This is a genomic window from Sphingomonas dokdonensis (assembly GCF_002197685.1).
Taxonomy (GTDB): domain Bacteria; phylum Pseudomonadota; class Alphaproteobacteria; order Sphingomonadales; family Sphingomonadaceae; genus Sphingomonas; species Sphingomonas dokdonensis.
Window position 1 is genome coordinate 86,187 of the sequence record NZ_NBBI01000006.1, and the last position, 22,985, is coordinate 109,171.

At 65.2% G+C, this 22,985-nt stretch carries 21 protein-coding genes and 1 tRNA gene; 11 read left to right on the forward strand and 11 right to left on the reverse strand.

The features are described from left to right. The first annotated feature begins 19 nt into the window (after nucleotides 1-19). Nucleotides 20-1,444: a metalloprotease TldD gene (tldD, locus tag SPDO_RS14060; protein ID WP_088368145.1), complete on the forward strand. Its 1,425-nt coding sequence runs from the start codon at nucleotides 20-22 to the stop codon at nucleotides 1,442-1,444. A 9-nt stretch (nucleotides 1,445-1,453) separates the two neighbouring features. Here the strand turns inward: tldD and SPDO_RS14065 are convergent, their stop codons facing one another. Further along, the gene (locus SPDO_RS14065) at nucleotides 1,454-1,747 is read right to left on the reverse strand and encodes a CcdB family protein (protein WP_088368146.1); all 294 of its coding nucleotides are present in this window, start codon (nucleotides 1,745-1,747) and stop codon (nucleotides 1,454-1,456) included. Continuing rightward, complete coding sequence (locus SPDO_RS14070; protein ID WP_088368147.1) at nucleotides 1,747-1,992, reverse strand: type II toxin-antitoxin system CcdA family antitoxin; 246 nt, start codon at nucleotides 1,990-1,992, stop codon at nucleotides 1,747-1,749. Before SPDO_RS14070 ends, SPDO_RS14065 begins: the two co-directional genes overlap by 1 nt. Before the next feature lie 52 nt (nucleotides 1,993-2,044). On the opposite strand from SPDO_RS14070, the gene SPDO_RS14075 reads away from it, so the two are divergent. From SPDO_RS14075 to SPDO_RS14090, 4 genes are all read left to right on the forward strand, one after another. Beyond that, nucleotides 2,045-2,599 carry a pyridoxamine 5'-phosphate oxidase family protein gene (locus SPDO_RS14075; protein ID WP_088368148.1) on the forward strand — a complete coding sequence of 185 codons (555 nt, stop codon included), beginning with the start codon at nucleotides 2,045-2,047 and terminating at the stop codon, nucleotides 2,597-2,599. 43 nt (nucleotides 2,600-2,642) lie between these two features. Further along, a complete protein-coding gene (locus SPDO_RS14080) occupies nucleotides 2,643-2,843 on the forward strand; it encodes a putative signal transducing protein (protein ID WP_088368149.1) in 201 nt (66 codons plus the stop codon). A 132-nt stretch (nucleotides 2,844-2,975) separates the two neighbouring features. Next, complete coding sequence (locus SPDO_RS14085) at nucleotides 2,976-3,314, forward strand: P-II family nitrogen regulator (RefSeq protein ID WP_088368150.1); 339 nt, start codon at nucleotides 2,976-2,978, stop codon at nucleotides 3,312-3,314. A gap of 12 nt (nucleotides 3,315-3,326) precedes the next feature. Then, the gene (locus tag SPDO_RS14090; RefSeq protein ID WP_088368151.1) at nucleotides 3,327-4,682 is read left to right on the forward strand and encodes an ammonium transporter; all 1,356 of its coding nucleotides are present in this window, start codon (nucleotides 3,327-3,329) and stop codon (nucleotides 4,680-4,682) included. Between the two features lie 169 nt (nucleotides 4,683-4,851). Here the strand turns inward: SPDO_RS14090 and SPDO_RS14095 are convergent, their stop codons facing one another. Further along, nucleotides 4,852-5,802, reverse strand: a complete 951-nt coding sequence (locus tag SPDO_RS14095; RefSeq protein ID WP_088368152.1) for a retropepsin-like aspartic protease — start codon at nucleotides 5,800-5,802, stop codon at nucleotides 4,852-4,854. 255 nt (nucleotides 5,803-6,057) lie between these two features. Here SPDO_RS14095 and SPDO_RS14100 point away from each other — a divergent pair, with 255 nt between their 5' ends. Continuing rightward, on the forward strand, nucleotides 6,058-6,999 hold the full coding sequence (locus tag SPDO_RS14100) for a DUF2971 domain-containing protein (RefSeq protein ID WP_158212200.1): 942 nt from the start codon (nucleotides 6,058-6,060) through the stop codon (nucleotides 6,997-6,999). 275 nt (nucleotides 7,000-7,274) lie between these two features. On the opposite strand, the gene SPDO_RS14105 is transcribed toward SPDO_RS14100, so the two are convergent. After that, nucleotides 7,275-9,686: a ligase-associated DNA damage response DEXH box helicase gene (locus SPDO_RS14105; protein WP_088368154.1), complete on the reverse strand. Its 2,412-nt coding sequence runs from the start codon at nucleotides 9,684-9,686 to the stop codon at nucleotides 7,275-7,277. Between the two features lie 191 nt (nucleotides 9,687-9,877). After that, complete coding sequence (locus SPDO_RS14110; protein ID WP_088368155.1) at nucleotides 9,878-10,066, reverse strand: LPXTG cell wall anchor domain-containing protein; 189 nt, start codon at nucleotides 10,064-10,066, stop codon at nucleotides 9,878-9,880. A gap of 86 nt (nucleotides 10,067-10,152) precedes the next feature. On the opposite strand from SPDO_RS14110, the gene SPDO_RS14115 reads away from it, so the two are divergent. Continuing rightward, a complete protein-coding gene (locus tag SPDO_RS14115; protein ID WP_088368156.1) occupies nucleotides 10,153-11,151 on the forward strand; it encodes a ligase-associated DNA damage response exonuclease in 999 nt (332 codons plus the stop codon). A 63-nt stretch (nucleotides 11,152-11,214) separates the two neighbouring features. Further along, nucleotides 11,215-12,354 carry a hypothetical protein gene (locus tag SPDO_RS14120; RefSeq protein ID WP_088368157.1) on the forward strand — a complete coding sequence of 380 codons (1,140 nt, stop codon included), beginning with the start codon at nucleotides 11,215-11,217 and terminating at the stop codon, nucleotides 12,352-12,354. Nucleotide 12,355: 1 nt separating this feature from the next. Here the strand turns inward: SPDO_RS14120 and SPDO_RS14125 are convergent, their stop codons facing one another. Continuing rightward, nucleotides 12,356-13,285, reverse strand: a complete 930-nt coding sequence (locus SPDO_RS14125; RefSeq protein ID WP_211280096.1) for a peptidylprolyl isomerase — start codon at nucleotides 13,283-13,285, stop codon at nucleotides 12,356-12,358. A 94-nt stretch (nucleotides 13,286-13,379) separates the two neighbouring features. Here SPDO_RS14125 and SPDO_RS14130 point away from each other — a divergent pair. Further along, nucleotides 13,380-13,470 (forward strand) — tRNA-Ser (locus tag SPDO_RS14130). A gap of 427 nt (nucleotides 13,471-13,897) precedes the next feature. Here the strand turns inward: SPDO_RS14130 and SPDO_RS14135 are convergent. After that, nucleotides 13,898-14,782, reverse strand: coding sequence for an SDR family NAD(P)-dependent oxidoreductase (locus SPDO_RS14135; protein WP_281252602.1), 885 nt, complete (start codon nucleotides 14,780-14,782; stop codon nucleotides 13,898-13,900). 324 nt (nucleotides 14,783-15,106) lie between these two features. Here SPDO_RS14135 and SPDO_RS14140 point away from each other — a divergent pair, with 324 nt between their 5' ends. Further along, on the forward strand, nucleotides 15,107-16,699 hold the full coding sequence (locus tag SPDO_RS14140) for a M28 family peptidase (RefSeq protein WP_088368160.1): 1,593 nt from the start codon (nucleotides 15,107-15,109) through the stop codon (nucleotides 16,697-16,699). A gap of 76 nt (nucleotides 16,700-16,775) precedes the next feature. On the opposite strand, the gene SPDO_RS14145 is transcribed toward SPDO_RS14140, so the two are convergent. The 3 genes from SPDO_RS14145 to SPDO_RS14155 form a co-directional block, all read right to left on the reverse strand. Next, nucleotides 16,776-17,993 (reverse strand): hypothetical protein, encoded by a 1,218-nt coding sequence (locus SPDO_RS14145; protein ID WP_143559660.1) that lies wholly within the window; start codon nucleotides 17,991-17,993, stop codon nucleotides 16,776-16,778. 158 nt (nucleotides 17,994-18,151) lie between these two features. Then, nucleotides 18,152-18,796: a glutathione S-transferase family protein gene (locus SPDO_RS14150; protein WP_211280097.1), complete on the reverse strand. Its 645-nt coding sequence runs from the start codon at nucleotides 18,794-18,796 to the stop codon at nucleotides 18,152-18,154. A gap of 7 nt (nucleotides 18,797-18,803) precedes the next feature. After that, nucleotides 18,804-21,086, reverse strand: a complete 2,283-nt coding sequence (locus SPDO_RS14155) for a TonB-dependent receptor (RefSeq protein WP_158212201.1) — start codon at nucleotides 21,084-21,086, stop codon at nucleotides 18,804-18,806. Nucleotides 21,087-21,389: 303 nt separating this feature from the next. Between SPDO_RS14155 and SPDO_RS14160 the strand changes: the two genes are divergently transcribed. Beyond that, nucleotides 21,390-22,286, forward strand: coding sequence for a TetR/AcrR family transcriptional regulator (locus SPDO_RS14160; protein ID WP_088368163.1), 897 nt, complete (start codon nucleotides 21,390-21,392; stop codon nucleotides 22,284-22,286). On the opposite strand, the gene SPDO_RS14165 is transcribed toward SPDO_RS14160, so the two are convergent. After that, nucleotides 22,281-22,919, reverse strand: coding sequence for a TetR/AcrR family transcriptional regulator (locus tag SPDO_RS14165; protein ID WP_088368164.1), 639 nt, complete (start codon nucleotides 22,917-22,919; stop codon nucleotides 22,281-22,283). The two genes, SPDO_RS14160 and SPDO_RS14165, sit on opposite strands and share 6 nt — an antisense overlap. Nucleotides 22,920-22,985 lie beyond the last annotated feature (66 nt).

Genomic DNA, 22,985 nt, shown 5'->3' on the forward strand with positions numbered 1-22,985 from the left:
GCGCCCTACATTCAGCGGCATGACCCCCACCGACCCCCGCTCGTTTCTCTACCGCGACTCGCTTGATCCGGAGGCAGCAAAGGCGCTGACCGCCGATGCGCTCGGCAAGGCGGACGATGGTGAGCTTTACCTCCAGTACAAGAAGTCCGAGGCATTCGGCTTCGACGACGGGCGACTGAAGACCGCGAGCTACGACACGCATTCAGGCTTCGGCCTGCGCGCGGTGTCGGGCGAGATGACGGCGTTCGCGCATGCCAGCGAGCTGTCGGCGGCGGCGATCAAGCGCGCGGCGGAGACGATGCAGCTGATCGACCCGTCGACGGGCGCCAAGGCGCCGCCGCCGACCGGCACCAATCAGCGGCTCTACACCGATGGCGATCCGCTCGATCTGGTGCCGTTCGCCGACAAGGTGAACCTCTGCCAGACGATCGATGCCACGGCGCGGGCGCGTGATCCGCGCGTGGCGCAGGTCTCGGTCGGGCTGTCGGGCGCGTGGAGCGTGGTGGAGATCGTCCGCCCCGACGGCTTCGTCGCGACCGACGTGCGCCCGTTGGTGCGCCTGAACGTCTCGATCGTGGTGGAACAGAACGGGCGGCGCGAGACAGGTACCTTCGGGATCGGCGGCCGGTACCTCTACGAGTCGCTGTTCGACGAGAAGACGTGGAACCGCGCGATCGACGAGGCGCTGGCGCAGGCGCTGGTGAACCTTGAATCGGTGGCGGCGCCGGCGGGCGAGTTCACCGTCCTATTCGGCCCCGGCTGGCCCGGCATCCTTCTTCACGAAGCGATCGGCCACGGGCTTGAGGGCGATTTCAACCGCAAGGGCACCAGCGCCTTCTCCGGCCGGATCGGCGAGCAGGTGGCGGCGCGCGGCGTGACAGTGGTGGACGATGGCTCGATCCGCGACCGCCGCGGCTCGCTGACCATCGACGATGAAGGCACGCCGACGCGCGAGACGATTCTGATCGAAGACGGCTTCCTCAAGGGCTATATGCAGGATCGGCTAAACGCGCGACTGATGGGCGTGGAGCCGACCGGCAACGGCCGCCGCGAGAGCTTCGCGCACGCGCCGATGCCGCGCATGACCAACACCTTCATGAAGGGCGGCAACGATGATCCCGCCGAGCTGCTCAGCCGCGTGAAGAACGGCATCTTCGCCAAGTCGTTCGGCGGCGGTCAGGTCGATATCGTGTCAGGCAAGTTCGTCTTCTCCTGCACCGAAGCCTACAAGGTGGAGAACGGCAAGATCGGCGCGCCGATCAAGGGTGCGACGCTGATCGGCGACGGCCCGACCGTGCTGACCAAGGTGCTGGGCGTCGGCAACGACTTCGCGCTCGACGAGGGCATCGGCATGTGCGGCAAGGGCGGGCAGAGCGTGCCCGCCGGCGTCGGCCAGCCGACGCTGCTGGTCGGCGGGCTGACGGTGGGTGGCACGGCGGCCTGAGGGGCGCCGTCAGTATCCGGTCAGTGTATCGAGCGCGCGCTGGATCTCGTATTCGTGCGCTTTGAGGGATGCGATCGCCGTTCCAAGCACCCGCGCGGGAACAGCGCCGGACAGATGAGTTGCCATGACAAGCCGCTCGCCACTCACCTCAAAGGTCGGATGCAAGACTGCGATGCGCGAGGCGATCTCGTCCTCTGGCACTAGTGGCACGGTGAAGCGCGACGCCAGATATTCGAGCTGATCCGATTGGCAGTCGAGCGCTAAGTCTCCGCTCGGCATGAGGTGTACATCGAAGCGCGCCATCACCAGAGCCGGTGTTCCGCATAGGGCAGACCGTTCCGCTCGAGCCAGCGGTTCCAATCCTCCATTGCGGCTTTATTCTCTTCCTTCCAGCGCTGCGCCTGTACGTCACGCGCGGCAGCGCGGATCGCCGCCTCGCTCACCTGCGACAGGTTGACGCCGGCCTCTCGCGCAAAGGCGACAATGCCGGTATCGATCGACAGATTGACCGGCTTCCGCTTGCCGGAGGCGATGGGATCATGCTTCATGCGCTGAAACTATGCGCATGAGCCATACGCGTCAACGAGCGGAGCATCTACCATGGCCGAGTTCTTCCCCGCCCTCTCCGACGCACATCGCGCCTTTGTCGAGCGGCAACCGGTGTTCTTCGTCGCCACCGCTGCCGAGGGGACGCGGATCAACTTGAGCCCCAAGGGGATGGACAGCTTTCGCGTGCTGGACGACCGCACCGTCGGCTATCTCGATGTGGTCGGTTCGGGGAACGAAACCAATGCGCACCTGTTGGCCGACGGGCGCATCACCATCATGTTCTGCGCCTTTGATCAGCCGGCACTGATCTTCCGCATCTATGGTCGCGGACGCGCGGTCCTGCCGCAGGATCCCGAATGGGCGGCGCTCCATGCGCAGTTCACGCCGTTGCCCGGCACGCGGCAGATCTTCGTCATCGCGATCGATCAGGTACAGACATCGTGCGGCTGGGCCGTGCCGCAGATGGCGCTAGAGCGTCCGCGCGACACGCTGAACAAGTATAACGCCAAGTATAGCGACGAGGATCGGCTGGATTATTGGCGTGCGGCTGAGGGCAAGAGCATCGATGGCCTGCCGACCCGGCTGCCGGACGCCCTGCCCGGCTGAACACGCGGGCGGCACGATGCGCGGCGTCGCCCGTTGTGCCTGCATGAGCCTCGTCGAACTCGGCCGATACGATCGGAACCTTGCCAACATTCTGGTTGGACGATTGGAGAGCGAGGGCATTCCAGCGCTCGCCTTCGATGCCGGCGCGTCAATCGCGGATGGCTCGTGGCTGCTGATCCCCGTACGCGTGATGGTGGACGAAGATGACCTGGCGCGGGCACGCATCGTTGCCGATGATGCCTGATTTTTGAGCAGCCATTCGCATCTGCACAAAAACTAACGCGTACCACGCCGCCTAAGTCGCCGGCCCGCGCCTGAAACGCATTTGGCACGCGCGTTGCGAAGTCGCTTTCCGGGACAACGGGAAGGGGGCGCGATGAAACTGGTCATAGCCATCATCAAGCCGTTCAAACTGGACGAGGTGAGAGAAGCGCTCACCACGATCGGGGTGGCGGGCATGACGGTCACCGAGGTCAAGGGGTTCGGGCGGCAAAAGGGCCAGACCGAAATCTACCGCGGGGCCGAATACAGCACCAACATGGTGCCCAAGATCAAGATCGAGGTCGTCTGCGCCGCCAATCTGGCGGACCGCGTCGTGGAGGCGGTGCAATCCTCCGCCAACACCGGCGCGATCGGCGACGGGAAGATCTTCGTCCTCGATGTCGGACAGGCGGTGCGTATCCGTACCGGCGAAACCGACGACACGGCGCTCTGAGGGGGGATGAGCATGAAGCAAGCATTGAAGACTGCCGGCGCCCTCGGGCTCGGCGCCGCGCTCACCGCGGCGCTGCCCGCCTGGGCGCAGGACGGGGCGCTGCAGGCCGCCGGGGGGCCGGCCGCAGCGACCGTCAACAAGGGCGATACCGCCTGGATGATGACGTCCACCGTGCTCGTCATGACCATGATCGTGCCGGGACTGGCGCTGTTCTACGGCGGCCTGGTGCGCACCAAGAACATGCTGTCGGTGCTGACGCAGATCCTGGCAGTCGCCAGCTTCGCGATGATCATCTGGGTGATGTACGGCTATACCATGGCATTCGGTGACGGCGGCAACGCCTTCATCTCCGGCTTCGGCAAGCTGTTCCTGGCGGGCGTGACCGCGGACTCGACCGCCGCCACTTTCACCGACGGCGTCGTCATTCCCGAATATGTCTTCATCGCCTTTCAGATGACCTTTGCCGCGATCACGGTGAGCCTCGTCATCGGCGGCCTGGTGGAGCGGATGAAATTCGCCGGGCTGATGGTCTTCGCGGCCATCTGGCTGACGATCGTCTATTTTCCGATCGCGCACATGGTGTGGGCGGGCAATGGCCTGCTCTTCAACTGGAGCCCGGCGGCGCTCGACTTCGCAGGTGGCACGGTGGTGCACATCAACGCCGGCGTCTCGGCGCTGGTCGGCGCGATCATCCTGGGGCCGCGGCTCGGCTACAAGAAGGACATCATGGCCCCGCACTCGCTGGTCATGACGCTGATCGGCACGGGCCTGCTGTGGGTGGGCTGGTTCGGCTTCAACGCGGGCTCCGCTTTGGAGGCGAACGGTTCGGCGGCGCTGGCGATGCTCAACACCTTTGTCGCGACGGCGGCGGGCGTTCTCTTCTGGATGCTGACCGAGCGGATGCTGGGGCACAAGGGCTCGCTGCTGGGTGCCTGCTCGGGTGCCATCGCCGGGCTGGTCGCGGTGACGCCGGCGGCGGGCAATTCGGGGCCGTTCGGCGCCATCCTGCTTGGTGCGATCGCGGCAATTATCTGCGCGTTCTTCGTGGTGTCGGTGAAGCCGAAGCTGAGCCTCGACGATTCGCTCGACGCCTTCGGCATCCACGGGCTGGGCGGCATCGTCGGCTCGATCGGCACGGCGTTCACCATGCTGCCGGGTCTCGGCGGGCCGGGCGCTGCCGATTACGCGCTGGGGCCGCAGTTGGTGACGCAGATCGTCGCGGTGCTCATTTCGGTGCTCTGGGCGGGTGTCGGCTCGGCCATCGCGTTCACGATCGCCAAGGCGGCGACCGGGCTGCGCGTCAGCGAAGAGGTGGAGCGCGAAGGGCTCGACCTCGGCGAGCATGGCGAGCGCGCCTACAATTATTGACGAAATTGGGGGCCGGCGCTGGCCGGCCTCCTCACGATGTTCCTCCTGCGGACACACTAAGGCCCGGTACGAAAGTGCCGGGCCTCTTTTCGTATCCGTACGGCCTTGAACGCCATGCAGCCGGCCTGCCCCCGGCACATAATCAGCCTCGAACGACGGTGTGGCGGCCTCAGCCGCGGCGGGCGCCGCCGCGTGGCAATAACAGGCGCAATTCGCGGTTGGCGAAATCGATCTGCACGCGGGTGAACAGCTTCAGCACATCCATGCCGAGCATGATCGCGGGCTTCTTCTCCAACCCGAACGCGCGGAACGGCGGCGCGTCGGCGAAGGCGACCGGCATGTCGTGAACCTCGGCGCCGCCGATCTTCACCATGCCGACCGTGCCATAGTCGGCGATTAGCTGACCGCCCGTCACGCTGATGAGGGTGATCGGCGTCACCTTGCCGCGCTTCGCCAGCCGCCTGCGCAGCGCCATGTTGCCCATCGAGACGACGCTGCCGGTATCGAGGATGACGCGCACCCGCTCGCCGCCGACCGTCGCGTCGGTGACGACCAGCTGGCCGAACAGGCTGCGCGCCTGGATGACGATCTCGTCGGGCGCGCGGCGCACCCGCTCGCCGCGCTTGCGCGCCGGCTTCACCGTCATTTCCCGCGCATCGAAATCGATCGATAGCGCGTGGCCCTGCAGCGCATCGATGCCGAGCATGCCCGGTGCGCCGAGATGCACCGCCGACAGCGCCGGCGCCTCGATCCGCTCGCCGCCAAGCGTGCTGACCGAGATGGAGGGAATGACGACGGTGCCGACGTCCTGCGTCCCCGTCATGCCGGTGAGCCGCACGGTCTGGCCGGTGGGCAGCCCGAGCTTTCCGGCAAGCTCGCGGCTGATCACGGTGCGCTGCGCGCCGGTATCGATGATGAACTGAAACGGCCCGGCCCCGGCGATTTGAACCGGCACGGTCATGCGCGGCCCGTCGTGATCGAAGCCGAGCTGCTCCTCCAGCGCCGCGGTGGCGAGCGGATCCTCGGCCGCCTGCGTCAGGGGCGCCGGCGGCACGGCTGGCTGCTGCGGCACCGAATTGGCGAGCAGCGCAACACAGGGCAAAGCAAACCAGCGGCGCATGGCGACACGAAGCGCCCGATCCGGTCCTTTGTCAATGGCGTTTGGTGGCGGCCTGTTAGCTTCGGTTTTTAGCCGCTCAATGCCGAGAGCAAGCGAGCTTAAAGTGCACAGAAGAGGATTTTACGGGCGGCACAAAAAACGGCGGATTTCTGCGATTTATTAAACGAGCGTCGGGGCGGTTGTATTAGGCTTTTGTACTAGCTGGGGCAAGGGGCTGGCCGTATGTTCCCGATAGGATCGTTTGGGGGTTGGCACTTGGCTGAAGCGTATTCCGGTGATGATGTTGGCCGCTTGCTTCGGGAGCTTAGGCCCTTGTCAGCTAAGATGGTGGAGGAAGGGCAGCGCATTGCCAAGCAGACGCGCCACTGTCCGCCAAGGCTGTTTCATTACACTGACACTAATGCTCTTATGGGCATGGTTGAGAACAAGGAGATATGGGCTACAAACGCTTCGTATCTCAATGATGAACAGGAGCTTGTGTGGGGGACTAAGGTTTTTTGCGAAGCCCTAGATGCAGCCAAAGCAAAGAATGATCGTGAAGTCGATCTATTGGGTCGCATGAAGTCAGCAGCGGATTTATCAAAATCTGGCCTGTCATTCTACATAGCCTCTTTCAGTGAAGAGGCTGACGATCTTACACAATGGAGAGGATATGGTGCAGGGCAAGGTCCAGTATGTATAGGCTTTGACTCCTCTCATCTATACCTAGCTTTTGAAGGCTACGACCTTATTTCCGTTGTTTATGATAGAAAAGAGCAGGACGCTATAGCGAATAGCATCGTGAGCATGGTGCTAGACTTCTATCGTGTCTATGAGAGCGGCGATAATCCAGCCATAGTGGATCACTTGATACCTCATTGCGTCCAAGCATTCCGGAATATGTCTGGCTACGCCGCTCTAAGGTTCAAGTCGGCACATTGGAGAAGCGAAAGGGAATGGCGACTAGTCGTTGCGTCTGACGGTTTAGAGGAAGACGATAACAGCATTAGCTTTCGCGCTGGCAAGTATGGGATCGTTCCATTCATCAAGGTAAAGCCGCCTAAATACAATCCCGTGATTGGTGTTGGTATCGATGGCATCATAGCTGGCCCAACGCCACATCGCGAGCTTACCGTTCAAGCTCTATTCTTCTATATGCGGCGTAAGCATCTGATGATTAGAAATAACATAAAGGCTTCCACTGTAACTATGCGCTAGCACCAGCAACCCGCCTACGGCCTGAAAATGGTGGAGATATGCGAGAGGGCAATCAGACAAGAACGTGCAATGCCCTTCCCCCGTATCCCTACCCAGCCCGCTGGCGAACATGACACGCCTGCCCGACCTGCATTATTGCGCGCGGTTCGTTCTCCCGGCGTAGCGTGTCACTGTAGCGGGATCATGGCGGGATTGGCGCTGTCCAGAATAACCAAACGAGCGTTTGAAGACGGCTATTCTCGCGGCAAATAATCCGCGCTGCAACGCCCCTCCCCTCAATCCAGCCGCATCGCCTCGCCGGCGAGCGCTTCCGCTTCGATCAGCAGCGCGTCGTCGGCGCTGCCGGTCGACACGCGTTCGCGGCCGATCAGGACGAGGACGGGGACGGCGAGCGGGGAGACGCGGGGGAGGTCGACGTGGAGCATCGTGCCGGCCGCGCGGTCGAGCAGGTCGGCGAGGCGGCCGACGTCGGTCATGCGGGCGCGGGCGTCGGCCCAGGCGGCTTCCAAAAGGATGTGGCCGGGCTCGTATTTGCGCAGCACGTCGTAGATGAGGTCGGTGGAGAAGGTGACCTGCTTGCCCGTCTTGCGCTTGCCGGGGTGCTGGCGCTCGACGAGGCCGCCGATCACCGCCACCTCGCGGAAGGCGCGTTTCAGCAGGTGCGATTGCTGCACCCAGTCGACGAATTCATGCTCCAGGATGTCGGGCGAGAACAAAGCAGCGGGATCGGTGACGGGGTCGATCGAATAGGTCGCGAGGGCGTAATCGTTGGCGACGAAGCCGAGCGGCTTCAGCCCCGCGGTTTCCATCCGCCGGGTGATGAGCATGCCGAGCGACTGGTGCGCGTTCCACCCCTCGAAACTGTACGCAACCATGTAGTTGCGCCCTTCCCGCGGGAAGGTTTCGACCAAGAGCTGATCGGGATGCGGAAGTGTGGAGCGGCGCGCCTGGATCTCGAGCCATTCGCGCACGTCGTCGGGGAAGCGCGACCATTCGGCGGGCGTGTCGAGAAAACCGCGCACGCGATCGGCGAGGTTGGTGGAAAGCGGCATGCGGCTGCCGCCATAGGTGGGGATGCGCGCGGGCCGGGCGGTGGCGCGGACGATCAGGTCCTCAGTGTCGATCTTCTCGACCTCAAGGCTCATGCCGGCGAAGAAGAAGGTGTCGCCGTGGCTGAGCGTGGAGGCGAACGCCTCCTCCACCTTGCCGAGCGCGCGGCCGTTGCGGAAGCGGACCTTGAGCATCGTCGCCTCGACGATGATGCCGGCGTTCAGGCGATGCTGCGCGACGAACTTGGGATGGCTGACGCGCCACAGGCCGTCGGCGTCCTGCGTCAGGCGCTTGAAGCGATCGTAGGCGCGCAAGGAATAGCCGCCGTCGCGGATGAAGCCGAGCACCTTGTCGAACAATTCGTCGGTCAGCGCCGAATAGGGAAGCGCCGAGCGGATCTCGGCCAGCATCGCCTGCTGATCGAACGGCGCGGCACAGGCGCAGGCCATGAGGTGCTGCGCCAGCACGTCGAGCGCGCCCATGCGGAACACGTCGGTATCGAGCTCGCCCGCCTCCACCGCATCGAGCGCGGCGCGTGCCTCGAGATATTCGAAGCGGTTGCCGGGGACGAGGATCGCCTCGGATGGCTCGTCGAGGCGGTGGTTGCTGCGGCCGATGCGCTGGAGCAGGCGCGAGGAGCCCTTGGGCGCGCCCATCTGGATCACGCAATCGACGTCGCCCCAGTCGACGCCCAGGTCGAGGCTGGCGGTGGCGACCAATGCGCGTAGGCGGCCGCCGGCCATGGCCGCCTCCACCTTGCGCCGCGCCTCTTTCTCCAGGCTCCCGTGATGGATGCCGATGGGGAGCTGCATCGCGTTTTCCTTCCAGAGATCCTGGAAGATCAGTTCGGCGAGGCTGCGCGTATTGCAGAAGACGATGGTGGTCTTGTGCGTCTCGATCTCCGCCATCACCTGCGCCGCGGCATAGCGGCCGGAATGGCCGGCCCAGGGCACGCGATCCTCGGGCAGCAGGATGGCGATGTTGGGGTCGACGCCGGTTTCGCCCAGCACGAGGCTGACGCTGTCGATATCGCCGTCGGGGGCGAGCCAGGCGCGGTAGCCGTCCGGATCGGCGACGGTGGCGGACAGCGCGACGCGGCGCATCGCGGGGGCGATCGCCTGAAGGCGGGCCATGCACAGCGACAGGAGGTCGCCGCGCTTGCCGGTGGCGAAGACGTGCACCTCGTCGATCACGATCGTCTTGAGGCCGGCGAACATGGTGACGCTGTCGGGGTAGCTGAGCAGCAGCGACAGGCTTTCGGGCGTGGTCAGCAGGATCTGCGGCGGCTTGACGCGCTGGCGCGCCTTGCGGTCGGACGGGGTGTCGCCGGTGCGCGTCTCGACGCGGATGTCGACGCCCATCTCGTCGACCGGCGTGACGAGGTTGCGCTGGATATCGACCGCGAGCGCCTTCAGCGGCGAGACGTAGAGGGTGTGGAGGCCGTCGCTCGGATGCTCGATCAGCTCGGCGAGCGTGGGGAGAAAGCCGGACAGCGTCTTGCCCGCGCCGGTGGCGGCGACGAGCAACGCGTGGCGCCCTGCCCGCCCCTCCGCCAGCATGTCGAGCTGGTGCCGCCGCGGGCTCCAGCCCCGCTTGCTGAACCAGGCGGCGAGCGGGGCGGGAAGATCAGGCGTCATTGCGGATGGATATAGGATCGCCTCGGCTTGAAAGAATGGCGGGCCACAACGGCCATCCGCGCTTCACGTCGTGCCGTCATGCTGAACTTGTTTCAGCATCCATCGTGCGACAAGCGGCGCCTTCCCGCGCAGCGCGATGGACCCTGAAACGAGTTCAGGGTGACGGTGAGGACGCGGCGAGGCAGAGCCGCTTACCCGCGCAGCGCGTCGTCGCGCGATTGCTCCTTGTACATCTCTCGCGTGGCCTGTTCGGTGCGGGCGTCTTCGGCCGGCGTCGTCTTGTTGCGGAACTTCGCATAGGCGATCGCTAGGCCGAGAATGACGAAGCCTGCGATGACCACAAAGGCCCACATGCTGTCGCCGGTTGCCTGATGTTCCATGCCGATCTCTCCTGTTCGTGATCGTAACGCTTGTTCGGTAGAACGTTGGCGTTGGGCGTTTCGATCCGTTCGTGCGTAGTGCCGGCATGGCGAAGCTTGGCGATTGGCTGGAACCGCATCCGCACGGCATCTATGTCCGGCCCGCGGATGCCTGGGTCGATCCGTCGGAGCCGCAGGCGCGCGCGCTGGTGACGCATGGCCACGCCGATCACGCGCGCGGCGGGCATGGCGCGGTGTGGGCAACGCCCGAGACGCTGGCGATCATGGACACGCGCTATGGCACGCAGGCGGGCAACCCGGTGGCCTATGGCGACAGCGTGCAACTGGGCGAGGTGACGGCGACGTTCGTGCCCGCGGGGCATGTACTGGGCTCGGCGCAGATCCTGCTGGAGCATCGCGGCGAGCGGATCGTGGTCTCGGGCGACTACAAGCGGCGGCCGGATCCGACCTGCGCACCGTTCGAGCCGGTCGCGTGCGACGTCTTCATCACGGAGGCGACGTTCGGCCTGCCCGTCTTTCGCCACCCCGACACCGGCGACGAGATCGACAAGCTGATCGCGCGGCTCCATGCCAATCCCGATCGCTGCGTACTGGTCGGCGCCTACGCGCTGGGCAAGGCGCAGCGCGTGATCGCCGAATTGCGCTCGCGCGGGCATGAGGCGCCGATCTACATCCACGGCGCGCTGCAACGCTTGTGCGATCTGTATGCCGAGCATGGCGTGCGGCTGGGCGAGCTGATCCCGGTGGCGGGCGTGCCCAAGGCGGCGATGGCGGGGCATGTGGTGATGTGCCCGCCCGGCGCGCTGAACGACCGCTGGTCGCGCCGGCTGCCCGATCCGATCACCGCCATGGCGAGCGGGTGGATGCGGGTGCGCCAGCGCGCGCGGCAGAAGCTGGTCGAGCTGCCGCTCATCATGTCCGACCATGCCGATTGGGACGAGCTGACCGACACGATCCAGGAGATCGCCCCGCGCGAAGTGTGGGTGACGCATGGCCGCGAGGAGGCGCTGATCCACTGGTGCGCGCTGCGCCAGATCAAGGCGCGCGCGCTGGCGCTGGTCGGCTTCGAGGACGAGGACGACTGATCGGGCGGCGCCCGCGCTGGACACGCCGCGGCGATCGGATACGGTGCGCGGCCGGAGGGATGATTGCCCGAGGAGCTGTTCCGTTCCGCCGACCTGCTGGTGCGCCGCGCGCCCGCCGCCGTGGCGCGCCGCGCCGGAGCGGTGATCGTGACCTTCGGCTCATATACCACCGAGCACAGGCTGGACCGGCCGGGCTTCGGCGAGGAATTCCTGGCCTCGATCGGCATCGACGCCATTCATGTGATCAACCGCCACAACCGCTGGTATCAGCACCCCGAGCGCGACGCGGCGCTCGCCACGGTGGCCGCGGCGGCGCGCGACTACGCCCGCGTGATCACCTACGGATCGAGCATGGGGGGCTATGCCGCGCTGCGCTATGCCCAAGCCTGCGGCGCGCAGGCCGCGATCGGGCTGTCGCCGCAATTCTCGGTCGATCCGCGCATCGTGCCTTGGGAGACGCGCTGGCAGGCGGATGTGGCGCGTACGCGCTTTGCCGAGCGTGATTATGCCGGCGCGCCTGAGGGCTATGTGGTCTTCGACCCATGTCTCGCGCTGGACGCGCGCCATGCGGCCATGATCGTCGCGGCTAGCGGGGCAACCGCCATTCCGATCCCCTTCGGCGGCCACCCGGTCGGGCCGCTGCTGGTGGAAACCGGCGCGCTGCAGGCCGCGATCCGCGCCATCGTGGCGGGCACCTTCAATCCCGCCGAGATGCGCCGCCACGTGCGCCGCGAGCGCCGGCGGTCACAGCATCATCATTTCGTGCTGGCGCGGCATTGCGCGCCGCGCCATCCGGAAACGGCGCTGCGGCTGCTTGAACGCGCGGCCGCGATCGAGCCGGAGTCGCACCTGCTGAGCGCGCGCGCCGTCCTGCTCGACACGTTGGGGCGATCGGCAGAAGCCGCGCCGCTGCACCACGCCGCGCTCGCGCGCACGCCGAACGATGTGCATGCGCGCACCCGTTTGGCCGAGCATCAGGAGCTGACCGGCGACGCTGCCAGCGCCGCGCGCAGCCTGCGTGCCGCCGCGCGCGGGCAAGGCGGGTCGATCCTGCTGTTCATCCGCGTGCGGCAGATGCGGCTGTGGCTGCGGCGGCATCGGCTGCACTGGCTCGATCGGCTGGTGGGCGCGGCGATCCGGCGCAGCGCGCGGTCGCGCTTCCACGCCACCATCGTCCGCGAGATCGGCGCCCATTTGCGATAGTTCAGCGCGTGGCGCGTATCGGGACCGGCAGGTTGCAGATATCCGCCGCGCCGGCCGGGCGGATGAAAAACGCATCGCGCCGATTGGCGCGCGCGGCGGCGTAGCGCGTCCAGCTGTCCGAACGGGTGGAAAGATAGGCAAAGGCGGGCCGCTCGGCCGCCGGCAGTTCCTGCGCCAGCCGGATGCGCGTGATCGGCACGCGCTGCTGCGGCTTTTCATAGAACCCGAGGCCGACCGTGCCGCGCGGCAGGCTGGAGAGATGCTCGATCCCTTCGATTACGCGGCCGACCAGCGCGATGTTGCGATCGAGGTGGCGCGGCGCATGGCCGATCACCGCGTAGAGCTCCGCGCCCGTGCCGGTGTTGGGCGAGACGTCACGGCCCACTCCGACCATGCCGTAGCAATGCACCGGCCAGGCGGCGCCGGCGTCCGCTTGCTCCGCGCCGATCGGCCAGCCGCGATAGAACAGGGTGGCGGGCGCATAGACGTCCGCCGGGCCGGGCGTACGCTCGGCCGCGGGCAGCGCCGCGAGCGGCATCGTGTAATCAGCCTCCGTTGCGGTGGAGAGGCCGGACGGCAGCGGCTTGCGCTCGCTCGCGTCGCCCCATTGTGCGACATAATTGTCCTGCACTCGATTGACGCTGGTGCCGTCCCACCAATGCGCCGCCGCCAGCCGCCGCACGTTCGCCACCCACGGGCGCGCGAAAGGTGCGGGCATCAGCTGGATGACGACGCGGCGCCGCGCGCCGCCTGCACTGTCCGCCAGATCCATCACCATGAGATCCTCGGGCGCGACACTGACCCAATCGGCGGCGGACGCGGCGGCGACGATCTCGCTCGGCGACTGCGGATCGGGCGCCGCGCGACCGGCGGCTTGTGCAGCCGCCGCCTGGGCAAGCGCGATGACGAGCGGGAGAAACAATGCAGCCATGCCGGCATCGTGGCGCGGCATAATGCGCGGCGCAATGCGCAAACGCTTGCACGCGGCGCGCCGGCAGCTTAGGGCGCGCTTCTTCCCGGTATGCGGAGCGGTGGCCGAGTGGTCGAAGGCGCTCGCCTGGAAAGTGAGTATACGGCAAAACCGTATCGAGGGTTCGAATCCCTCCCGCTCCGCCAAACCCGTTGTGTTGTTGATTCTTGTCTCGAACCGGTGAGATTCGCCCCTAGCGACGCGCATTTTGCGCGTGGCTCTCCGCGAGCTAGTGCGAACACCAGAAGTCGCGGTTATTCCGCTCCAGATCGCCCGAGGCTACGTTCGCGACTTATGAAGACTGCAAAGGATATCGCGTCGGCCGCGTAAACGTTTTGCTTTCTGCGCTCGTCGAGGCAGTCGGGACGGCTGCCTCTAAGCGAAAGCGGACCGGCAGCCTCTCGGCTGTAGCGAAGCTCCCGTTACGCAGCAGCCGTTTCGCAGATCCTGAAAGCGGACCTCCGTTCGTCTCCCTAGATGGCATGCTTACCTGAGGATCAGTCACGAAGAGACGTCAGGGAGCGTTTGGTCGCGTTCAGCCTGGCAGATACTGTTCCCGGACCGGGCGAAAAGTCAGCCGTCGATGCTCACCGCATCCAGCCGGCGGTCCTTTGGGAGTGCGGCAAGCGCCGAACTCTGCTTGGATTTCTCGAATGCGGCCAGGATCCCCTCGAAGCGATCGCGAACGACCTTTTCGTATTCGACGTGGCTCAGGATATACAGGTCGTTGTCCCTGACGCCCTCCACCACGCGCTGTGCCACGACCAGCGGGTCGATGCCCCCAGCCATCCACTCGCGCTGCCGATCGAGATCGGCCTGGCCGTAGGCCTTGTCATTCTCGCCGTAGATCGCGTTCTGGCGATTGCGCCGCCCGGCGTATATGTTGGTGCTCACCAAGCCCGGGCACAGGACGGAAACGCCGATATTCCTCGGCGCCAGTTGATGGCGCCAACCTTCGCTCATCGCCACGACGGCATATTTGGTGGCGCAATACGGCTCCATTCCCGATGGACTGATTAGCCCGGCCATCGAGGCGGTGTTGATGACATGGCCGCCCTCTCCGTGGCTTTCAATCAAGGGAACAAAGGCCTCTACGCCATAGACCACGCCCTTGAGGTTGACATCGATCACCCAGTCCCAATCCCCCTCGGGCACGCTGCCCAGCGAACCGCCGGTGCCGATGCCTGCGTTGTTGGCGACCAGATGCACCTTTCCGAACTTCGCGATCGTCTCGGCCGCGCCTTTGCGCACTGACTCGCGGCTGGTGACGTCAACCTGCACCCATTCGGCCGTGACATTGCGAGCGCGCAGCTCCTCCACCTTGGTGCGCGCGACCTCGGCCTCGATATCGGCGATCATGATATTCATGCCTGCGCTGCCGAAGGCGTCAGCCATGGCGGCGCCCAGCCCGCTCGCGCCACCTGTTATAATGGCGGTCTTCCCGCGCAAATCTTTCACGGCATCTCTCCCAACTACCGATACTTACCGATCGGTTATCCCGGCAGCATTGCCGCAACCGTTGAGGTCCGCAAGAGAGTGTCCAACCTTTGTCAGGCTTACGCGAGCGACGACCACTTGCTGGAATACGGCGTGGCGGCGATCCGCCGACGGCGGGCGCTGGCGCGCATTAGCTAATAGTGCTCGCGAGGATGAACGCCGCCGCGCGGCCACGGCTTACCTATTAATTCTCAGGGTAACCGCGCCTGACAGCATCGCAGAGGCAGCCAGAACCGCCAGGTTATTCGCTTGCTATCGCGCACTCGATCCGCTCCCTTGCGGTTCATGCTACTGCTTTCTCTCCTGCTCGCCGGCGCTGCCCCGACCATCTCGCCCGCCGAGATCAAAGCCGACGTGCGCGAACTGGCGTCCGACGCCTTCGCCGGCCGCGGGCCCGGCGAGGATGGGGAAGCGGCGACGCTTGCCTATCTCGAACGGCAGTTCGCCAGCGCTGGGCTGCAGCCAGCGGGAAAGAATGGCAGCTGGTATCAGGATGTTCCCCTCGTCCGGCTCGACCGACTGCCGGGCGCCGCGCTTTCGCTGACCGTTGCGGGTCGCCCGATGCCTCTCGCGATCGGCCGTGAGGCGTCGCTCGGGCTTGCGAATGCGGGGCGAACGCAGATCACCGATGCTCCCCTGGTCTTTGCCGGCTTTGGCATCGTCGATCCGGCGACCGGCCATGACGACTTCGCCGGTGTCGACATGACCGGCAAGGTTGCGCTGGTGCTGGCGAACGATCCTGATTTCGAAGCTGGCAAGGACCTCGGCTTCGAGGGCAAGCGGCTCGTCATCGGGGGACGCGTCGGCTCGAAGTTCGCGGCGGCCCGGAAGGCCGGCGCAATCGGCGTGCTCGTCATTCATGAAGACGCCGCCGCCAGTTACCCGTTCAGCCAGGTCGCCCAGCCACTTCCGAGCGCGGTACCCGCGCCGCTGACGACCAGTTCACTCCAGATGACGGGCTGGCTGGATCGATCCGCCTGGGCGCCGCTGCTGAAGACACTCAAGCTCGACCTGGCGACACTCAAGGCGCGCGCCCGCGTGCCGGGTTTCCGGGCGATGCCGCTCGACGCGGTCAAGGTGTCGGCTTCGGGCGAGGTGAAGGCGATGCCGTTCACCAGCCGCAATATCATCGCGCGCCTGCCCGGTACTACACGCCCTGACGAGGTCGTGCTCTACGGCGCCCATTGGGATGCGAACGGACGAAACGCGCCGGATGCGACCGGCGATGCGATCCGCAACGGCGCCGTCGACAACGGCATCGGCACGGCCGAGCTCCTCGCGGTCGCCCGCGCGTTCGCCAAGGCGCCCCGCCTCGGCAGGACGGTCATGTTCGCCGCCTGGACCGCGGAGGAGAAGGGCCTGCTGGGCGCGAGCTTCTATGCCGCGCATCCGTTCACGCCGCTCGAGACCACCGTCGCCGTCATCAATCTCGATCCGCACGTCGCGCTGCCCACCTCCACGACGATCGAATTGATCGGTGGTGGTCGAACGACGCTCGAAGACGAGCTCACGCGCGTGGCGGCTCAGCAGGGCCTGCGGGTGGTACCCGAGCCCAGCCCCGAAGCGGGATGGTATTTCCGCTCCGATCATTACCCATTCGCGAGCGCCGGCGTGCCGGCGCTCGCGTTCCGCATCGGTCGTGATCTCGCGGCGGGCGGGGCCGCCGCGGGAAACCGGATCGTGGAACGCTATAATGCCCGCTGCTATCACCAGCCCTGTGACGCATTCGACGCTGCCTGGACGGCGCAGGGCGCGGCACAGGAAGCAAACGTCGCCTTTGCACTCGGGCGCGAGCTTGCTGCAGGGCGATCATGGCCGGATTGGACGGACCCTGCGCTACAGACCAAGCGCGACATGTCGAAGGCCCGGCGACAGTGACCGCGCAGCGGGCGATCGCTGGTTCCGAAGCGTCGCCTGCCGTGTCGCCGGTTTCGGTTGGATCGGTTTCGGCGCGTTAACGATCGACGCTTGCGAGAATACGTCTTGCCGTCAGCACCACGTCCAGCTCGTCGGTCCGCGGATTCAGAAAGTCGAGCCGCACACGATCGTCCGCCGTTCGGGTGACGGTCGCGGGAACGGAGCTGTTGGTCACGGTCCAGCCGGATGGAAGGACAACGGCGTTGTCTGCACGCCCGAGCGTCCGGCGCCAGATCAATTCGTCGCCTGCCAGGGTATATCGCTCGGGATCGGTATAGGTTTCGGCGATGCGCAGCCGGCGGCTCTCGCCGGCCTTTACCGGCGGATAGCGGAACAGCACGGCAACGGTGGACGCATCGACATCCTTCGCATTCGGCTCCACTGATTTGACGGCATCGCCCCGAACCACTTCGGTCGAGAGCGGCAGGCCGGTATCCAGGTCACGCGCCGAAGGATCGGACACGATACTGCCCGCACGCACGATGTTGACGTATGTCGCAGCGCCGACCCTGGTTTCGGTATAATCATGCGTCAGCGCGAACCTGTGGCTCTCGGGCGTATCGAGATAATAGACGATGTTGCGGCTCTGATGGGCGCGCTCATCCACCGCGACGCTGCTGGCTGATCGCGTCACGCTCGCCCGTCGCGCCTTGAGGATCAGCGGCGCCTGGGCCGGCGTGACGTTCCAAAAACTGATGGCGATGCGGCCATCCTGCTGCCGGATGATCTGCGAGGGGTAGTTGCACGCGACCAGAACATAGCCCGCAGGCAGCACGACGCTGTTCCGCTTGATCCCGAGTGACCGTTCGAAAACGATACCGTCCGCGTCTTCATGGTAGCTCGCCGCATCCTCATACGTCTTGTTGATCTGGATACGGCCTCCGCCACCGTCGCGGGGCACCGGGCGCGCCAGATCCACCTTGATGTAGCGGCTACCCGGCTTGGCACCCGCCACTCCGCCCGCGGCCGCGACGGTGCCGTCGACCTCCGCAAAGTGCAGCGGTTTGCCCGTTGCGCGATCGAACACCTCCTCGTCGCTCGCGATGCTGCCGTCCCTGATCGGATTGTAGAAAGCCACAGCATCCGGGGTCGCAGCGGTTACCTCGTAATAGATCCTGAACTTGTGATCGCGCGGCGCGAGGAGTTCGTAGCGCGTGTATCCATCCGCTTCCTGCTGTCGCGCCACCTCGCAGCGGGCCACCGCCGGAAAGAACAGGACCGCGGCCGCCGCTATCAGCCAGGCGTTCCGATGCATCGTCTTCTCCCAGCCCACGTCAACGCTGGCCGACAGTTTGGCAGGTTCGCCGTGGCTGTCGAGGATAGTTCACGCAGCACAGAAGCGAAGATGGGATAACGAATGTCGGCCATTCGGCGGTCGTGTTTCACTCGCCGCTGCGACCGTTTGACGCCGCCTCATGCTGAATAGCTCGGCCGTGCAGCCATGCGGCCATGCCATGCGAGAACGCGCTCATGGCCGGTGAGTGGTTCCATGCCGATCAGCTTGGCGAAATCGATGATCGTGACCGCAGCGACATCTACGATCGAAAGCTTGTCACCCATGAGGAAGGTGCGGCCGTCTACCATCTCTTGGTCCAGCCAGTTCATCGATCGTTGCAGAACACCATGGTTCGATTCGCCAAAGGCATTGTGCTGCTCGATCAGCGCCGCCGTAGCGGGATGCGCGTGCCGCCAGAACATCTTCACCGGCTCGCCGATCTGGATCTCGATGCGGCGTACCCACATATCAACTGTCGCGATTTCGACCGGCGTGCTGCCGAACATCGGGGGCTCGGGCTGGATCGCATCCAGGTACCGACAGATGGCGATTGTCTCCGCGATCATCACGCCCTCGTCCGTTTCCAGCACCGGCACCTGGCCAAGCGAGTTGCGGGTGAGATGGTCGGCCGACTTGTGATCGCGTTGGCGCAGATCCAGCATGACTTCTTCCAGCGCGATCTGCTTTTCCGCGGCGAACATGCGCACGCGCCGGGGATTTGGTGCGGGCATGGGTGCGCTGTAGAGCTTCATCGATTTCCCCTTGTCGGTTTCGCGGGTCACGGCCGTGTCAGAAACGAAAGTCGAGCGTCGCACCGATCGTGCGTACGGCGTCGGGACTGAGATATTGCAGGTAGCCGCCTGGATTAAGCGTGGTCGTGGGGCTTGGGTTCTTCTGCGCCGCCCAGAAGGTATCGAGCAGGTTGATCGCGAATATGCCGACGCGCCAGCGGTTGTTGTCCGGCCCGATGCCGATGTTCGCGCCGAGCAACCCAAACGCCTTCTGTATCGTGCCGGGATCACCATTGGCGGCATAGTTCACGTCTGACTGGCCGCTGAAATTCACCTGTGCAGAGGCGCGCAGCCCACCGCCCACCATTCGCTGGTAATCGGCCACCAAATTGTAGCTAAACTTCGGCGCTCCGGCGAGCCGAAGACCGGCCGCGTTGAAAAATCCGTCGATCGAATTGGGGTTGGCGGGCGGCGCGACGCATGGCCCGCCTTGCGCCACCTTGAGCTGCCCGAAATAGCATTGCACCCCTTCGAACTCGCCATAGCGCGCATCGACGTAGGCGCCGCCGCCGCTCAGTGTCAGCTCGGGCGTCGGACGTGCGACGATGCTGAATTCCACGCCCTTGCTGTTGAGTGATCCGGCATTGGTAATGCGATTGGCATAGCTGGCGCTGGAGAGGTCGGCGACCTGGGCCTGGAAGTCTCGCACCTCGGTCTTGAACAACGTGGCGTTCAGCGTCAGGCGGCGGTCCAGCAGTGAAGCCCGGATGCCGATCTCGTAATTGGTCGGGATTTCCGGCGCGACGCTTTGATCCTGCTGCGTGTTGGTAACCGTCAGGCCGCTGAACCCCGGTCCCTTGTAGCCGCGCGACACGGTGGCATAGGCCATCACGTCTTCCACCGGCGTATATTGCGCGCCGAGCCGGAAGGAAAAATTGGTGTTGTCGATTTCCTGCCGCAGCGACAGCGTTACGCCGCCCGGGATCGGCACTGCGCCGGGAATGGTGCCACGGCTGTAGTTCAGCTTGAGCACGTCGTGCGTCAGCCGCCCGCCTACGATGAAATTGAGCGCCTCGGTGGCGTGCAGATTGGCCTGCGCATAGCCGGCATAGCTGCGCGAATGAACACGGTTGGTCAGATTGCCATCGAAAGTCGTGCCCGCCGGCCGGCTTGGCACAACGCGAATGACGTTGCCGTTTGACGCGGGCAAGATCCATTCCAGCCGCCCGCGCTGGTCGATGTATCCCGTCACACGCTGATCAAAGAAGAACAGGCCGGCGACATAATCGATGGCATCGCCTGTCGGTGAGCTCAGCCGCAATTCCTGGCTCAGTTGGCGCAGCGCGTTCGATCCGCCGTTGCGATCGACATAGTTCACCGTCGTATTGTCGCCGTCGTAGAAGGACTCGCGATACGACTGACGGTAGGCGCCAAGTGACGTCAGCGAATAGTCACCGAGCTCGAAATTGGCTTCGATCGATGCGCCGCCACGGTGCGCGTAGCCAAAGGAGGGTCCGCCAATCGCAACTTCCCGGTTCCGATCCGAGGCAGTGATGCCATATTGCGCCAACGTCACCGCAGGCGCGTAGCCAGGCGCGTTCTTTGCCCACACCATCGAGCAGCAGAAGCGCCCAACTTCCGAATAGTCGCTGGAAAAAAACAGGCTCGCCGTATCGGTAGGCCGCCACAGCAGCTTCAAACCGCCGCCGTAGTTCAGCTGGCCATCGACATCACGCGGCTGAAACGGGCTGCGATTGATGACAACGCCGTCACGCTCCTTGGCGAAACCGACCAAGCGGACGGCCAGGTCGTCGCTCACCGGCACGTTCGCGATGAGATTGACGACGTGATGGCCGTTGCTCCCAAACTCGCCGCGTCCGATCAGCTCCGATCTGCCGATCTTCGGGCGCACCGTCGTGAAGGAAACGAGACCGGCCGAGGCGTTCTTGCCGAAAAGCATGCCTTGCGGCCCACGAAGGATCTCGACCCGCTCGATATCTACCAAGGTCGAGATCGTGGACGGATCGCCCAGCACCACCCCGTCGACGACGGTGGAGATGCTTTGTTCGATCCCGGCGGAAAAGCTGCTGGTGCCGATGCCGCGAATCAGGAAGCCCGAATTGCCGGCGCTGGTCGATTGTTTGTATTTCACGCTCGGGTCGATCAGCGTCAGTTGCTGTGGGCTGGTGATGTTCAACCGCTGCAAGGCATCGCCCCGCACGGCGGTGATCGCCAGTGGCACGCGCTGGACGCTCTCGGCGCGGCGTTGCGCTGTGACAACGATCTCATCGTCATTGCTGGTCGCCACTGCGGTAACCGGATCCACCGGCGGAACTGCCACTTGCGCCTGGCCTTCAGGACCGACGGCTGACTGTTCCGCGGCGACAGCCGTGGAAAAGGACAAAGCGGAAAGACCCGCCAAGAGTCGTACCACCTGCTTGCTGCCCATCAGTCCGTCCCCCTTCGATTGCCTGCACGAGGACGGCCCGCCACCTGCGCCGTGCCCATGCACGATCGCCGGCGCTCATCCCTCCCCTGCCACTCTTATTGGTGCATCTGTCACCTCGTAGATTCTAATTAGAGTTGTCGTCAACAAGCAAAAGCGTTGGTTGCCAAATTGACGCGGGCATGGTTGATCGCCTTTATGGCCAGTGCCACCACGCCCGCCGCCGCTGGCGCCGAAACGATCACCTTGTCGCGGCGCGCGATCTACGACCTTGTGTGGGCGAATCCGATGTCGAGCGCGGCAGCGGAGCTGGGTTTGTCGGGCAACGGGCTGGCAAAGATCTGCGACCGGCTGCTGATCCCCTATCCTACGCGCGGCTATTGGGCGAAGGTGTACGCAGGACGCGACCAGCCGCAGCTCCCGTTGCCCGACGCCCCGCCCGGCACTGCCACCGAAGTGGCGATCGCTCCGGCACGCGCGCCCTCGCGCCGGCCGCGCAGCCGTCTGTCTCGCCAAGAGCGCGAGCGGCAGATCCTGGCAGAAGCGGAGCGCGTGGTGCGCACGGAAGGCGTTCACGCGATGTCGCTGAAGCGTATTGCGCGCGACATCGGCATCAGCGAGGCGCAGATCTACAATTATTACAGCTCGGCGACCGACCTGCTTGTCGCCATGACCCGTGCCGAACTGACTGAAATGAACAAAGCGCGGCTCGCGGCCAGCCGTCACTGCACCGATCCGCAGATGCGCTACACGCTGACGACGCTCGCGTATCTACGCCAGGTGGCGATCAGGGGCGAGTTGCTTCAACAGCTGCTTGGCGTGCCCGAGGTGCGCGTCGCGCTGCGTCACGAGCATGAGGAGCGTCGCCACGCCAACCGCACGGTGTTGGGCGAAGTTTTTGAAGAAACCTATGGTGTGCCGCCGCGGATCAGCACCATGGTGGGCGCGCTGTCGACCGCGATGTCGTTGCGGGCCGGCCGGCTGCTGGCGCGCGGAAAGATCGATCTTGCGCTGGCCGAGCGGCTCGTCATGCCGCTGATCGGCGCGAGCAATGCCTTGATGATCGAGCGACATGGCACCAAGGGTTCGTCATAGCGGCTCGCCGCCCAGCGCCGCCCCTTGATCCGCCCCCCCGCTCAGCGCCGCCAGGCCCGCCACAACGGCATCGCCGCTCAGTTGCCGTGCCAATCCGCTGTTCGCCTCGCCTCGGCTGACCTTTCGCCCGGCTTCCTCGGGATAGGTCATCAACAGGTGCATTACCGCGTTCGCCTCGCGCGGCGTCAGCTTCAGCGCCGATCGCAGTCGACGCACCAGCGGGCGCAGCAGCAATGCTGCGCGAACCACCATCGCCCGGCCTTCGCCTTGGGCCACTACAGGATCGGCCAGAAGCAGGTGGAGCATCGGCCCGCGCGCGGCAATGAGGTCGAAATACAAATCGGATGCCGTCCGGGCAGCTTGCAACGGATCCGCGATGGCCGCCACTGCCCCGATCGCGGCTCGATCGATCGCGTCCAGTTCGCGCTGCAACAATGCACATCCGAGCGCGCCCTGCGTCGGAAAATAGTTATAGACCAGCGCCTTGCTGACACCGGCAAGGCGGGCGAGCCGCTCGAATGCGAGCGGTAAACCGCCTTGGTCAAGGATCGCGGCAGCGGCTCTGGCGAGAAGATCGGCCTGACGCTGGTCGCGCGTTGCGCGCGATCCGCGCGCGAGACCGGTGGCCGCCATCAATCCCGTTCCTGTCGCGGCTTGCTCCGGCTCATTCCGGGAACATAGCCGCACAGCCGCTCCACG

Excerpts from the sequence above, each read along its gene's own strand:
- tldD (WP_088368145.1), top strand. The coding sequence starts at position 20 with ATGACCCCCACCGACCCCCGCTCGTTTCTCTACCGCGACTCGCTTGAT.
- SPDO_RS14065 (WP_088368146.1), bottom strand. The coding sequence starts at position 1,747 with ATGGCGCGCTTCGATGTACACCTCATGCCGAGCGGAGACTTAGCGCTC.
- SPDO_RS14070 (WP_088368147.1), bottom strand. The coding sequence starts at position 1,992 with ATGAAGCATGATCCCATCGCCTCCGGCAAGCGGAAGCCGGTCAATCTG.
- SPDO_RS14075 (WP_088368148.1), top strand. The coding sequence starts at position 2,045 with ATGGCCGAGTTCTTCCCCGCCCTCTCCGACGCACATCGCGCCTTTGTC.
- SPDO_RS14080 (WP_088368149.1), top strand. The coding sequence starts at position 2,643 with ATGAGCCTCGTCGAACTCGGCCGATACGATCGGAACCTTGCCAACATT.
- SPDO_RS14085 (WP_088368150.1), top strand. The coding sequence starts at position 2,976 with ATGAAACTGGTCATAGCCATCATCAAGCCGTTCAAACTGGACGAGGTG.
- SPDO_RS14090 (WP_088368151.1), top strand. The coding sequence starts at position 3,327 with ATGAAGCAAGCATTGAAGACTGCCGGCGCCCTCGGGCTCGGCGCCGCG.
- SPDO_RS14095 (WP_088368152.1), bottom strand. The coding sequence starts at position 5,802 with ATGCGCCGCTGGTTTGCTTTGCCCTGTGTTGCGCTGCTCGCCAATTCG.
- SPDO_RS14105 (WP_088368154.1), bottom strand. The coding sequence starts at position 9,686 with ATGACGCCTGATCTTCCCGCCCCGCTCGCCGCCTGGTTCAGCAAGCGG.
- SPDO_RS14110 (WP_088368155.1), bottom strand. The coding sequence starts at position 10,066 with ATGGAACATCAGGCAACCGGCGACAGCATGTGGGCCTTTGTGGTCATC.
- SPDO_RS14115 (WP_088368156.1), top strand. The coding sequence starts at position 10,153 with ATGGCGAAGCTTGGCGATTGGCTGGAACCGCATCCGCACGGCATCTAT.
- SPDO_RS14125 (WP_211280096.1), bottom strand. The coding sequence starts at position 13,285 with ATGGCTGCATTGTTTCTCCCGCTCGTCATCGCGCTTGCCCAGGCGGCG.
- SPDO_RS14140 (WP_088368160.1), top strand. The coding sequence starts at position 15,107 with ATGCTACTGCTTTCTCTCCTGCTCGCCGGCGCTGCCCCGACCATCTCG.
- SPDO_RS14145 (WP_143559660.1), bottom strand. The coding sequence starts at position 17,993 with ATGCATCGGAACGCCTGGCTGATAGCGGCGGCCGCGGTCCTGTTCTTT.
- SPDO_RS14160 (WP_088368163.1), top strand. The coding sequence starts at position 21,390 with ATGGCCAGTGCCACCACGCCCGCCGCCGCTGGCGCCGAAACGATCACC.
- SPDO_RS14165 (WP_088368164.1), bottom strand. The coding sequence starts at position 22,919 with ATGGCGGCCACCGGTCTCGCGCGCGGATCGCGCGCAACGCGCGACCAG.